8 protein-coding genes and 3 pseudogenes are annotated in these 13,530 nt (G+C 67.0%); 7 read left to right on the top strand and 4 right to left on the bottom strand.

Translation table 11 applies throughout. From position 1 onward, the window contains the following. Positions 1-361: 361 nt before the first annotated feature. Complete coding sequence (locus V7Q31_RS14325; RefSeq protein ID WP_333834540.1) at positions 362-1,483, bottom strand: glycosyltransferase family 4 protein; 1,122 nt, start codon at positions 1,481-1,483, stop codon at positions 362-364. A gap of 410 nt (positions 1,484-1,893) precedes the next feature. Between V7Q31_RS14325 and V7Q31_RS14320 the strand changes: the two genes are divergently transcribed. The 3 genes from V7Q31_RS14320 (at position 1,894) to V7Q31_RS14310 (ending at position 5,351) form a co-directional block, all read left to right on the top strand. Beyond that, positions 1,894-2,655, top strand: coding sequence for a hypothetical protein (locus V7Q31_RS14320; protein ID WP_333834541.1), 762 nt, complete (start codon positions 1,894-1,896; stop codon positions 2,653-2,655). 61 nt (positions 2,656-2,716) lie between these two features. Beyond that, positions 2,717-4,060: an O-antigen ligase family protein gene (locus tag V7Q31_RS14315; protein ID WP_333834539.1), complete on the top strand. Its 1,344-nt coding sequence runs from the start codon at positions 2,717-2,719 to the stop codon at positions 4,058-4,060. A 166-nt stretch (positions 4,061-4,226) separates the two neighbouring features. After that, positions 4,227-5,351: a glycosyltransferase family 2 protein gene (locus tag V7Q31_RS14310; protein WP_333834538.1), complete on the top strand. Its 1,125-nt coding sequence runs from the start codon at positions 4,227-4,229 to the stop codon at positions 5,349-5,351. Positions 5,352-5,528: 177 nt separating this feature from the next. Here V7Q31_RS14310 and V7Q31_RS14305 read toward each other — a convergent pair whose 3' ends face one another. The 3 genes and pseudogenes from V7Q31_RS14305 to V7Q31_RS14295 form a co-directional block, all read right to left on the bottom strand. After that, positions 5,529-7,952 carry a pectate lyase family protein gene (locus tag V7Q31_RS14305; protein WP_333834537.1) on the bottom strand — a complete coding sequence of 808 codons (2,424 nt, stop codon included), beginning with the start codon at positions 7,950-7,952 and terminating at the stop codon, positions 5,529-5,531. A 484-nt stretch (positions 7,953-8,436) separates the two neighbouring features. Next, positions 8,437-8,580, bottom strand: a pseudogene (locus V7Q31_RS14300) (IS256 family transposase); the annotation flags it as partial. Further along, positions 8,576-9,264, bottom strand: a pseudogene (locus tag V7Q31_RS14295) (Mu transposase domain-containing protein); the annotation flags it as partial. The pseudogenes V7Q31_RS14295 and V7Q31_RS14300, both read right to left, overlap by 5 nt. A gap of 243 nt (positions 9,265-9,507) precedes the next feature. Between V7Q31_RS14295 and V7Q31_RS14290 the strand changes: the two are divergent. The 4 genes and pseudogenes from V7Q31_RS14290 to V7Q31_RS14275 all read left to right on the top strand — a co-directional run. After that, positions 9,508-11,127, top strand: a complete 1,620-nt coding sequence (locus V7Q31_RS14290) for a Mu transposase C-terminal domain-containing protein (protein ID WP_333834536.1) — start codon at positions 9,508-9,510, stop codon at positions 11,125-11,127. Next, positions 11,111-12,028 carry a TniB family NTP-binding protein gene (locus V7Q31_RS14285; protein ID WP_333834535.1) on the top strand — a complete coding sequence of 306 codons (918 nt, stop codon included), beginning with the start codon at positions 11,111-11,113 and terminating at the stop codon, positions 12,026-12,028. Before V7Q31_RS14290 ends, V7Q31_RS14285 begins: the two co-directional genes overlap by 17 nt. 6 nt (positions 12,029-12,034) lie before the next feature. Further along, positions 12,035-12,913 (top strand): TniQ family protein, encoded by an 879-nt coding sequence (locus tag V7Q31_RS14280; protein ID WP_333834534.1) that lies wholly within the window; start codon positions 12,035-12,037, stop codon positions 12,911-12,913. Between the two features lie 353 nt (positions 12,914-13,266). Beyond that, positions 13,267-13,530, top strand: a pseudogene (locus V7Q31_RS14275) (hypothetical protein); the annotation flags it as partial.

Genomic DNA, 13,530 nt, shown 5'->3' with positions numbered 1-13,530 from the left:
GGGCGCAGACCTCCATCGCCACCGCGCAGGCCGGCTGCTCGGCCAGACGCGCCGCCAGCCGTGTCCGCGGCGGCACGCGGTTATAGCGAACCGCCCCATTCGCGCCGACAGCGCAGACCTGAAAGCTGCCCTTCGCCAAGTCGATCGACAGCATGTTGATCTTCGTCGTCATCGATGCGCCCGCCGATCGGTTGCTCTGGAACCGTCATGGCATGCGAGATGCCGCCGGGTGGCGGCATCCACGGCATCAGTTCACGCCACCATCGGCCCACGAATCCGAGGGTTCCAAACGTCGGAGGCAATCCACCAGGGGGCGCTTCGCCTCGCTGATCGGGACCTTCCGGGTCAACAGCGTCGAACCCTACGGCTCCCTGAAGACCGTCGGCGCTGGTCGCCCGGGGCGACCGCCAGCCATGACGAGATCGTAAAGCGCCATCGTCCGCGCGGCGACCTCGTCCCAGTCGAAGAATTTTCCCAGATCGACGCGGAAGGCGGCCGGCGCGTCGAGCGCCGCAAGCATCCGCCCTGCGAGCGCGTCCGCGTCCCCGGTCGGAAAAAAGTGATGCGCCTCAAGCGGCAGGTCCCGGTTCTCGACGATGTCGCTCAGCACCAGCGGCGCTCGATGGCTGACGGCTTCGAGAATGGCGTTCGACAGGCCTTCATGAACCGAACTGTTCACGTAGAGCGCGCAATGGGCGTAGAATGCGGCGACGTCGGAGCGTGGCAGACGACCCGCGAAGACGACGTCCCGGACCCCCATGTCCTCAAGCTTCTGCAGGTAGCCCGATCCGTCGTCCCCGCCGACGATCACGAGTTTGCCGATGTCGGGGCGGCGCGCCTTCGCGGCGGCGAAAGCCGATAGCAGAGTCTCGTAGTCCTTCTGCCATGTGACCCGGCCCACCGAAAGGACGAAGCGACCTGGCTCCAGCCCCAGCGCGGCGGGCGCCGCGGCGGCGGGCGTCTCCTCGACCGGATCGATCGCGTTGGGGATCACGACGACCCGATCGGTCACGCCGCGGTCGATCAGCCGATCGCGCAGGCTGGGGGTCACGGCGATCACTGCATCCGCGAGGCGCAATTGCCACTCGCACAGCCGGAAGCCCAACCGTCCGATCGGCCCCCATTTCTTGTTCAGATAGTCGGCTGATCCGTAGCGAACCACGATTTTACTTGAAATCAACTTGTATAAAAATAAAAAAATCGCTGCATTTAGGCCTTGACAATGAATAATGTCAGGACGCCTCCGAAATATTTCAAATATACAGATCAAATAATACGAAAATTTATCTGTGCCAAATCCGCTGAAGCTAGAGACCGGTACGATATGGACATCTTTAAAATTTGTTGTCGTCACGAATTTTGAAAGACATAAAAGTGTAACGCGGTGTCGCTGCGCGATTCTGGGAAAAATCATCTCCGCGTTCTTTTCCGCGCCGCCTTCGACGTTCGGGATCGCGCGGGCACCGAGAGAGACGACATTCATCGGTGATCGCTTTCGTTGCTGATGGAAGCATGGTTGACATAGCGGCTAGTGTTGAGACCTGCAACGCTGGCGGCCGTCCGTCGCGCAGGCCGACCGCCGCCGGTGGAGCCGGCCCCGCCTCTCGCGCTGGCTCGCCTGAGTGTCGCGGTCGCGGCCAAGATCCGGTGTATCGAACGATAAGGCATGGCGCTGATGGTAGAGGTCGATGGGCGAGATGGGCAACCGCGTCGCAGGGCGATCCGGAAGGTTGGCGGCGAGTGACGCAAGCGTTCCTCTACGGCGGACCACGCTCAGCTGCCGGGGTCCGCTGGCCGCCTCGCGTGATCGCATCCGCGGCAGGCTCGGCTTGAGCCGCGCGGCGCCTGGAAGGTTCGGGTTGCCGAGACCTCTTTCCAGACAGAAGCTTTCCGATGGCCGATATCAGCCCTCCGCGCCGCCGCATGTTCGAGGACATGACCGTCCGCAAGGGCGGCAAGGAGCGCTCCGCGACGCTGTCGACGCAGCCGCTGGCGATCCCGCGCACCTACTGGCGCCTGGCGGACCCCGGGCGCTGGCTGTTTCCCGAGCGCGACGCCGACCGCCAGATCGAGCCGACGACGCCGCATGCGGCCCGCCGCTCGGCGCGGGCCGCGGCGGGGATCTCCGAGGCGAGCGCGCACAGACGCTCGAGCGCCGCCGCGTCGTCGCGGTCGGCGGGCCGGCACTGCTGGGCCGATCGCGCCAGACCGACGATCCGGCGGCTCCGCCGCTCGCTCAGTCCCATCTCCCTCGTCGGAAACCAGATCGCGCAGCGAGCCGCAAGCGTCCGATGTGGACAGCTTGTCGACCTTGCCGCCGAACGCGCTCACACTGATCGGCTCTTTCGTCCCCACAACGCGGAGTTCCGCCAGATGCGCCCAGAGGGCGTTGATCAGCATAGCGCGCTGGCTCACGAGGAGATCACGGCCCCGGCGACGCAACGGGAGCCGAGCCCGCACACGGCACCACTCCACCGGAACGGGCCAAAGCGGCCGACTTTCACGCCGTCCGCAGCGAGCCAACGCCGCCGCCACCGCGGCGGACTCTCGAACCGTCGTCTCCAACCCGCTCGGCCAACCCGAAAAGCGTCGCATTCGAGGAGGATAGTCGCAAGTGACCGCGGCTGCGTTCTTGCCTGGCCGATACGGAGATGATCAACTTGGCGCGTGCGCTTCGACCGGGGCGGCCTGCGGAAACGACCGACGGAACCACCAGATGTGGATGCTTATCGCCGCTGTCGGGTGCTTGGCGGGCCTCGCAGCGATCCTGCTGCGCTTCCGCGAGATCGTCGACGGCCCCACCCGGGCGCTTCTGCTCGGCCTGTGGCTGCGCTACGCGCTCCAAGCCTTTCCGGATTACTCGATCGGCATCCGGGTGGGTCCGGTCTCGCTTCTGGCCGCAGTCTCCATTCTCACGGTCGTAGCGCTGCTGCTGATCCTCGACCACCGCCTGCTGCGCCTGCGCGCACTGGTGCCGGTCTATGTCCTGCTCGCGATCAGCCTCATGTCGGGCTTGATCAACCGCGCGCCGATGGGCATCGCCACCGACTTCACAAAATGGAGCTTCTTCATCGCCGTCATGCTCCTCTCGCATCGGGCGATGACGCTTTACGGGTCCGACCGGGCGATGCGCGCGCTGCTCGCGACGCTGGTGACGCCAGCCTTCATGATGATGGCGTCGGTGGTGTTCAACAACCCCAAATCCGGAGAGCTCGACGGTTCGATCAGCTACATCGGCGGTTACGTGCACGAGTCGATGTTCTCGACGCTGATGTACGCCGTCTTCGCGCTGTGCAGCCTCGTGCGCTGGCGATCCGGCGCGACGCTGGCGCTCGCCGTCTGCTTCGGCGCTGTCGCGGTGGTTCTAGCGAATTACCGCTCGACCGTCATCTCGCTCTTGCCAGCGCTGACGGCCTTCATGGCCCTCGTCTACCTCAAGAACGTGCAGCCCCGCTTTGCCGCCGCGGCGATCGTGTCCCTCGCGATCCTCGTCATCGGGGCGCTACCCTTCGCGTTCAATTCGCTACCCGAGCGCTACGCCGAGATCACCGACGTCGCCCATAACCTTCACATCATGATGAAAGAGCCCCTGGAACTGACGGCTGCCGAGCGTTTGATTTTTTCCGGTCGTATTCGAATTTGGCTAGAATATATCCATTCTTTTACAAATGGAACATATGTAAACTATATAATTGGTTTTGGCCCCAATCTTCATGAGCGATACTTTCGTCTTGTTGCTCATAATACATTTATTTCTGCGCTGTGGGAGTATGGTTATCTTGGTTTTATTGCAACAATATACATGTCAATATACTATGTTTTGATACCGTTGAAAATCAATGACACTTACGACCGTTATATTCTGTCATCACTGCTACTCGGAATTGTCGTAAATGGTCTCGCCGCGATGCCGCTCTGGACCGTGGAAGGCCTGATCCTGTACGGTCAGCTCGTCGCCTATGCGGTCTGGCGCGCCGACGGCAATCCGCGCCCTGGCGCGGCGACGCCCCAGACGTCCGCGCAAAGGATAGGATCCGGGACGCGGCTTGGATCAACATGAGCGGCGCGGCTTTATCCCAGCCGCGCCGTGGTTCGCGCGCCCCGAAGCCGCGCTTGCGGGCCGGAGCCGACGCTGTTACTCAGAGTTTGCGCTTTTCGTACTGTCATCTGCTGACGAAACTCCGGAAAATTCGTATGCGTTATTGCCAGCGCCGGAACTCGAATACATGACGAAGGCTGCGCCGGACGGCGGTCGCGACTTGGTTTCGGTTATCGTCCCAGCCTACAACGCCGCCCTGACGATCCAGGAGACGATCGCCAGCGCGCAGGCGCAGACTTGGCGCGACCTGGAGATCGTCGTCGTCGACGACGGCTCCACCGACGATACCGCGGCGATCGCCGAGCGCATGGCCGCCGACGACCCCCGGATCCGCGTGTTGCGCAAATCGAACGGCGGCGTCTCGTCGGCGCGCAACGCTGGGGCCGCCGCCTGTCGCGGCGCCTTCGTGACGCCGGTCGATGCCGACGACGTGCTGCACCCGACTCGCATCGCGCGGCAGATGGCGCGGATGGCCGAGCTCGGACCGCGCTGCGGCGTCGTCTACACCCTGGCCGCCACCATCGACATGGCGGGCCGGATCACCGGGACCAAGGGCTTTCCCGGGTTCGAGGGCGCCGTCTACCTGCGTGGGCTGGCGGTGAACTTCGTCGGCAACGGCAGCGCCCTGCTGATTCGGCGCGAGGCGCTGCTCGACGTCGGGGGGTACGACGAGGCGCAGCGCAACTGCGACGACTGGCTCCTTCAGTCGCTGATCGCGCGGCGCTGGCGCTGGGGCGCCGTGAACGAGGCGCTGACGGGATATCGCAGCGTGCCGGGTTCGAAGAAATCCAACCACCTTAAGATGCGGCTCGCACAGCTCCAAGCCGTGCGCCGCTTGGCCGAGCGGTATCCCGAAACACCCGCCGACGTGATCGCGGCCGCGGAGGCGATGGGGCGCGGACAGCTTTGCGTGCTGCGGCTGCGGCTGATCGAACCGCTTGCCGCGATCGCCGAATTCGCGCGCGCCGTCGCGCTGTCGCCCCGCGTCGCTCTGGAGACCGTGTTCGTCGTGGAGTTCGGTCGGCTTGGCGCGACGGCGCTGGACCGCGGGCTTCGCGCCTTGCGCCTGCGCCGGGAGCCCGAGCCGGGACCGCCGTTCCTCGCCGCCGATCCGCGCGCCGCGCTGGCGACATGGCCGCGGCCGCCCTTCGCAAGGCTGCTCCGGCGCTTCGAGGCGCGGGAGGAGGCGGTGTTCCTGACGCCGAGCCGCGCCGCAGGCGTTGAAGACGTCCGCCTCGACAGCCTGGCGTGACGGCGGTCGTCATGGCTGCGCGCCGCGATCCGCCCGAGCGCGCGGAGAGATGGGGCGGATAGGCCGGATGGCGCGGGGTGGGTGCGACTGGCGGATCGGCGATCAACCGTCGGTATCGCTCCGATCCTCGTTCGGTCGCCCCCCTGCGCGCCGGTCGCGCAGGGAATGCGGATGGCCTCAGCCGAAGTCGCCGTCGTTGTTGAGAAGGGCGGTCATCCATTTCGCCACGTCGCCCATATAGGTCGTCTTGCCCGAGTAGGCGTCGCGCAGATGGGTGGACGACGCGGCGAAGCCGATGTCGTAGATTCTGCCGAAGACCGTGTCGATCGCGTTCCAGCCGAACAGCTGCGCGCCTGAGCCTTCGCCGTCGACGGCCTCGTAACCCTTGTCGGGGCCCGCGACCGATCTGCCATGGTTGAAGAGGAAGGTGTCGAGCCGCTCCTCGTCGGAGCGGATCCACTGGTTCAGCGCGGCTACCTCGGCCATCGTGATCCGCTCGTCGGCCATGAGGCCGAGACTCGCGACGCCCGTCTCGATCAGGTCGTTCAGGTTGCGCGCGGACGCGACGCCGGTGCGGATGCTCTGATCGTCGACGTTGCGCGCTAGCGGCCGATCATTCTCGATCACGTCGAGGATGCGGTCGAGCCCGCCCCTCGTGGTCTCGACGGTCTTCTGGGTGATCTGCGCGGTCGCGACCGACTGCGTCGAGGGCTGCGTCGTGGAGGAACCCGACTTCAGCGCGCCAGAGGCCAGATCCGTCGCAAGCAGCTTCGAGAGGTAGTCGCGGACCTGCCAGGCGGACACGGAACGGGACCCCGACGGCCCGCCGAAGTTCGCGTCGTTCATCTCGAAGCCGATGCGGTAGATGGAGCCGAACAGCGTGTCCACGGTGTTCACATCGTGCAGGCGGTTATTGGCTCCCTCGAAGGCGACCAGCTGATAGCCACTCTCCGCGCCGGAGGTCGAGCCGTAGAACTGGGCATGGGCCGCGATCCGCGCGCCGTCCGCACGGAACCACTCATTCAGCGCATAGACGTCAGAGACGGAGATGGATCCGTCGTTGCCCACGCCCGTCGCTCTGATGCCGTCGACGATCATCTTGTTGAGCCCGGCGGCGGCCGCCGCTCCGCCGTCGATCTCACCCCCGGAAACCTTCGAGGCGAGGGACGAGTCGGTCCGGATCACCCCCACGATCTTGTCGAGCGACGTGCCGGTTGCGCTCGTCGACCCGGACTGGGACGGCAAAGGCGGCGGCGCCGGCGGGGACTCCAGCGCCGACCGGGACTCCAACGCCGGCGGGGACGTCGAGGCGGACGGTGGCGCGCCGACCGGCCCGCGCGGCAAGAGGCCGTTGATATAGTTCTCGAGGTTCGTATAGCCGTCGCCGTTGCGATCTCCGTTGGAGTCGAAGACGGAGGGGTCGGTCCCCATGCGCCGCTCGGCCTCGTCGGGAATCCCGTCCTTGTCGCGGTCGGACGGCGCGGTGAAGCCCTTCCGGCCGCCGTAGCCGCCGGCCTGCCCCACGGTGTCCACGAGCCCGTTCTTGCCCGCGACGACCATGTCGATGACGCGCTTGTCGGCGCCCTCGCGGAAGGCGGGGTTCGCGCCCGCATTCGCCAGCACCGACTTGTAGACATCGGCGGCGTCGATCAGCTTCACGCCGCTGCCGGAGAACGGCGACGACTTGGCCGGCGAGCCACGGTATTCGACATCCAGCGGGCGGCCAGCCGCGTCATAGGACAGATTGCCCGAGAAATACGCGTCGTTGGCCGCGCTCGAGCGAATTCCGACATACGGCAGCTCCGGTCGCCGCACGCCCGCTCCGGCCTCGTAGTAGTTGTTCATGAACTTCACGGAAAACGGCGAATTCTGGTACGATGCGGCGCTGTCGCCCAGAGCGGCCACATGCGCCTGATCGCCCGCGCCGATGATCAGGTTGTTCACGACCTCGACGTTCGTGCCATGCTTTATCCAGGGATTTCGATACTCGTTGAACGCGAAGAGATTGTCCGAGATAGTCAGGCGGTCAGGCTGGGCGCGCCCCGAGGCCATCACCAGCATGCCCATGCTGTGCGACCCCTTCGAATGCAGGCTGTCCTGCAGGGCCTGGGCCACCATGTTGTTCGAGAAGGTGACGTTGCTTACCGCGCCCCAGAAATGGACGACTTCGTCGATACCCCAGCTGAACGAGTTGTGATCGATGACGATGTTCTTGATCGGGCCGTAAGCGGCGGAGAGGGTCAGGGCGTCCCGGGTATCCGGATCGGGACCGCTGCGCGAGTCTCCCGGCCGCACCATCATGCCGCGCATGATCACGTTGCTGTCGCGGATGACGATGCCGGCCCCCGACACCTCGACGCCGCCGGCGGTCTGACCCGCGATCGTGACGTCGCCGCGGTCGAGATCGATGTGCGACTTCAGCTTCACCGAGTTGACGGCGAAGACCACGGTCCGCGGACCGGTGTTGTCCTCAAGCGCCCAGCGCAGGCTGCCCACGCCTGAATCGTTGCTGTTCGTGACGATCAGAACCTTGCCGCCGCGCCCGCCTGTCGCGTTCGCACCATATCCTTCGACGCCAGAAAAGGCCGCCATGTCGCGCATCCTTGTCACCAAGACGAAAGGTATAGACGCCGCGACGTCCGTAAAACCTTCCGCACACATCAGAAAAGCGGCCTGATCCGCTTACATCGACCTTTAACAAGCACCCGTCGGCGCTTGATAGTTTCGACCATTTTACCGTTAGGTTAACGTATCCAGTTTTATCTATCAGTCGAATAAAGCAACAGTATGGAGTAGTCATTGCGTGAGATTGATTTGGCGCTCATTCACAAAACAATTATCTTGGTGGATGCTGTTGTGTAGTTTCAGTCCTTGACAAGCTTGGCCCAAGCTGAGGCTTGAACGAAGCCGCTGCGCGGCGTAGGGCGCGCTTCGCGGGCGGCGCTCCTGACTGGACGGTTTGGGTTGCGCAGACACCCTTCCGGACGGAGGCGTCCAGCTGCTCGCGGAACAGCCCGATTGTCGGCAGCGTTCCATGGAGTGGCGTAGCTGGCGGAGGCCAGCGCGATCCCTGGCGGGGCCGGAATCAGCCGTCGACGTGAGCGAGGCCGACGATGGGATCGCCGCTGACGCTGGCGACGCTTTCCAGCGGCATGTAGCGGGCGCGCTGGACGGCCCACTCGTCATTCTGCTCAAGCAGGATGGCGCCGACGAGGCGGCGGATAGCCGCGCCCGCGCGGCAGGGTCATCAGGGCGTGCCACCGAGGAAGACGTCGAGCCGATCATCGTGGATGCGCACCTTCAGCCGGTGGCCGATGAGGCGCGACGGCACGGTGTAGAAGACCCGGCGCAACATGAAGCCGCCTGACGATGTCACGGTGACCATCGCCTGCTCGCCGTCTTCGGCGCGCCGGACCGGGAGTGGGCGCAGGACGGCGCGCTCGGCGTCGATGCGCCTGCGGTTGCGGGCGTTGCGACGACCGATCAGCGCGTCGACGAAGGCGCAGTAGTCGGCGACGGTGTCGAAGTCGCGCGAGCCGCGCAGCAGCAGCGCGTCCCTGATAGCGCTCTTGAGATGGCCGTGCGGCGACTGGATCGCACCGTTCTCGTGCGCGACGCCGCGATTGTTGCGGCTGGCGACCATCCCGTAGTGGCCGCACAGCGCGTCGTAACGGGTGGTCCAGTCTTCCTCGACCTCCGGTTCGAGGTTGCGAAACGCCGCCGAGAGGCTGTCGGTGCGATGCTCTGCTGGCACGCCGCCGAGGGACCAGAGCGCGTCCTGCAGGCCCGCGGCGAGCGCGACGAAGCTCTCGCCCCGCAGCACGACATGGGCGTGCTCGAAGCCGCTGAAGACGAGCCGGAAATGGTAGAGCCGGTGCGCCAGGGCCGCGCCCGCGACAGCCGCCTGGAGCCCTCCCGAGGCCCGCGCCGGTCGCAAGAACCATGGCGGAGTCTCGTCATCAGCGGCGGAATCTCATCATCTTTGGAAACCGACAGTGTCGTTTTCCATCTTTGCTGCGAACCCACAATCTTCAACTCCTTGTTCTTGAATGACGTATTTCTCCATCATCGCTGCGACTGAACCAATGTCGGGGTTGATGACAGCGCTTTTCGCCAACATCCATGCGATCGACGGAGCGCCGGTCGGGGTCGACGCATGGACGCGATGTTCGCGACGGAGGCGGAAGAGCGTCGCTGGAGGGAGGCCTGCGCCCGCGCCGAGCACGTGCGTGCGCTCAGCGAGAGACGCCCGACCAGTCTGGCGGATGTCGACGCGGTCGCCACGGCGTGCGGGGTCTCGCGCAGCACGATCTTCCGATGGCTGCGCCGCTATCGCGAAGGCGCAGGTCTCACCTCGGATCTCGCCCCGCGCCCGCCCGGTTTGCGCGCCGGCGCCAGCCTCATGCCGGTCGAGGTCGAGCAGGTCATGGGCGAGACGATCGGCAGGGCGTTGCGCAAACGGGAGCGTCTGCGCCCGTCGAAAATCGTCGAGGAGGTCGCCGACGCCTGCCGCCGGGCGGGCCTGAGCGCGCCCGGCGACAACACGATCCGCCGCCGCATCAGAGCCTTTCGCGATCCGCTCCGGCAGGAGGCCTCGGGTCGGCGGCTCGCCGATCCCCGGACCGCGACGCCGGGGAGCTTTCCCGAGACGACCGAGCCGCTCTCCGTCGTCCAGATCGACCACACGCTCGTGGACGCCGTGGTGGTCGATCCCGAGCACCGTCAGCCTGTGGGACGCCCCTGGCTCACGCTGGCGGTGGATGTCGCCACGCGCGTGGTGGTCGGCTTCCACCTGACGATGATGAGCCCGTCGGTCACGTCGGTGGCGGCCTGTCTCGCCTTCGCCATGACGCCGAAGACGCGCTGGCTGGCGTTGCGCGGTCTCGATCTCGATTATCCCGTCCATGGCAGGCCGGCCCGCATCCATGTCGACAACGGCCCCGAGTTCCACGCCGGCGCGCTGGCCTTCGGCTGCGCGGAATACGGGATCGACCTGCAGTATCGCCCGCCCGGCGCGCCGCGCTTCGGCGGCCATGTCGAGCGCCTGATCGGGACGACGATGGGCGACGTGCATCTCCTGCCCGGCACGACCCAGTCGAACCCGCGGGAGCGCGGACGCTACGCGTCCGAGGCGCAGGCGGCGCTGACGCTCGAAGAGATGGAGCGCTGGCTCGCGCTTGGCGTCGACGTCTACCACAACCGCCGGCACGCCGGTCTCGGTGTCCCGCCGCTGCACCGGTGGCGGGCGTTGCGGAGCGGCGTGCAGGAGGATGTCCGCGCGCCCGAGGATCCAGAGGACGTGCTCGTCGCCTTCCTGCCGATGACGCGGCGGCGCGTGACGCGCGAGGGCGTGCAGCTGTTCCACATCTTCTACTGGTCGGATGCGCTGCGGCCGCTGGCGGGGCTGCCGGAGACCCGGCCCGTCCGCTACGACCCGCGAGACCTGTCGCGGATCTGGCTTCGCGCGCCGGACGGCGAGACCCTCGCCCTGCCCTACCGGCGCCGACACCGACCGCCTCTGTCGCTGTGGGAGCATGCGCGAATCCTCGCCGAGCTGCGCGCGGAAGGAAAGCGGGCCGTCGACGAAGACCTCATCTTCGACCGCCGGGAGCGGATGCGGGCGATCGTGCAGGCGGCGACCGCGACCACGAAGGCGGCCCGGCGCGCCCGAGCCAGGCTCGCGTCCGAGACGCCGTCCCGGACGCCGTCCGAAGCGCCGGACGCAGACGCCGCGCCGAGCGCACCCGGAGCGCTGTTCGATGTCGACCTCTGGTGAGGACTTCGCCCACATGGCGCCGGCCTTCGCGGCCCGGGCGGCCGGGATGAGCGATGGCGAGCGTGTGCGCTTCGCCCTCGCCGATCGCTGGATCGCCTACACGCAGGCGTCCCGCGCGATGGACAGGCTCAAGTGGCTTCTGGCGCATCCCAGGCGCGTCAGGATGCCGAATGCGCTGCTGGTGGCGCCGACCAACAACGGCAAGACGATGATCGCGCAGCGCTTCGTCCGGACGCATCCGCGCGCCCCCGATCCCGACGGCGACGGCGACGCGATCCCCGTCCTCTACGTCACCTGCCCCGACGCCGCGGATATCCGGCGCTTTCATCATCGCCTCGTCGAGGCGACCGGCGCACCCACCAATCCCGGGGACTCGCTGGCGAAGAAGGAAGCCCAGGCGCTGCGTCGCCTGCGCGACAGCCGCGTGCGCATGCTGATCGTCGACGAGGCGCACAACATCCTGGTCGGCGGCGGCGACCGGCTGCGCCAGATGCTGAACATGTTCCGCAATCTCGGCGCCGAGTTGCAGATCCCGATCGTCGCGGTCGGCGTGAAGGAGGTCCTGCAGGTCTTCCACTCCGAGAGCCAGCTGGCGAACCGCTTCGAACCCGTCGCGCTGCCGCGCTGGCGGGACGGGCCGGCGTTCACCACGCTGCTGGCGAGCTTCGAGGCTGTCCTGCCGTTGCGTCGCCCCTCCAACCTCGTCGATCCCCGGATGATGCGCCGCCTGCTCGCGCTGTCCGAGGGGCTTCTCGGCGAAATCGCCGCCATCCTCACCCGCAGCGCCGAACAGGCCATCCTCTCGGGCGAGGAGCGCATCGACGTCGCGATGGTCGAGGCGCTCGATTTCACCCCGCCTGCGCAGCGTCGGCTGACCGCCGAGGCCCTCGGCGTCGCGTAGGCTGCGGTGATCGACGTCGACCTGTTCGAGCCCGTCGCCGCAGACGCAGCGGTCTGGCCTGTGCGTCCTGCGCCGAACACGGGCGAACTGCCGTCGAGCTGGCTGAGCCGCGTCGCGCTCGCCAACGGCCTGACGCCGCGTTCCTTCTTCCGTGGATTGGCCAGCCGTCACGAGATCGCGCTGTCGGGCGCGCATCCGACGGTCGGCGGCCTCCGGCCCTGCGATCCGTGGGTCGACCACTGCGCTCATCCCCGGTTGTCGACCGATATCGCCCTGCGATCCGCCCGGGACCCGGCCGAGGTCGCCGCGATGTCGCTGACCCAGACGGCCGCAGACGCCGGTTCGGCGCTGGCCCTGCTCGCCACGGCGTCGCCGGGGGTCCTGCGGCCGCCGCCTTCGGCCGCCGACGGCGCACCCCGCCGCAGCGGCCGGCGTCCCATACGCCTCGGCGCCGTGGCGTTCTGCCCAGCGTGCCTCGACGACGGCGAGACCTGGGTTCCCGCCTGGGGTCGGTTCGCCTGGGCGAGGGCGTGCCTGCGCCACGGGTTGCGGTTGCTCGACCGCTGTCGGCGCTGCCGCCGATCCTGGAGCCCCCACGCCCTCGACGCCGTCGCGGCGCTCGACCGATGCGCGGGCTGCGGCCACGCCCTGGCGGACGGGCCACGCGTCCCGGCGCGCCGGGAGGACCTCTGGCTGCAATGGGCGCTCACCCGTCGCTTGCCCGATCTGATCCGCTCCACCGCCGCCGCGCCGGCGCAAGACACCACGGTGCGCCTGTCGGTCGTCGCGGGGTTGGCGGCGGGCGTGAACGCCAAACTCGCCGCCGTCGCTCCTCCGTCGATCTTCAGGCGCGCCGGACGGCCATCGACGGGATCGCGCCCTTGAGCAGGCGTCGTGCGATCGTGCCCCGGCGCCCCGCCAGTCGCAGCAAAGCTGGCGATCGGTCGCATCAATGTCGGCGATTTCGCAGGGAAGCTGGAGAACGACACGCGCTCCACCGACCGAACGCGCACTCGCCGAGAGGCCCGGCATATTTTGCCTCACCTTCTATCACGAGTATCAATATCTCTTTTCCGTATATGCGCAAAAGGCGGCTATTTTGCCGCTTACACCAGCTTATCCGGCAGGCGATCCTGATTGCCGATAAGCAGCCATTATCGACAATCGGACAAAGATGGAACATTGTGCCGCTGAAGACCCTTGAACGACCTGCGCAACGCCGTCGAGAGGAGACGCTCATGGCTGACGGACCGCCCGGGCCCCCTCCCCTGCCCCGTTCCTCGGCGCTCTCGGCGCTCGTCGGTCCGCGCGAGGACCTGCCGCCGATCTACCGCGACCTTATCGAGCGCCTCGCCCGCGAGACCATTCCCGAGAACAGCCGCCGGGCGCTGGAGAGCGACCTGCGCTACCTCGCGGCGTGGCGGCGCGTCGCCACCGGCGCTGAGCTGGCGTTCCCCGAGAGCGAGGACGTCGTCGCCCGCTTCATCCTCGACCACAGCGCC

It is taken from the genome of Rubrimonas sp., from assembly GCF_036788415.1.
GTDB lineage: Bacteria > Pseudomonadota > Alphaproteobacteria > Rhodobacterales > Rhodobacteraceae > Rubrimonas.
Note: the sequence above shows the minus strand (reverse complement) of the source record. Positions and strands in the feature narration are given on the sequence as shown.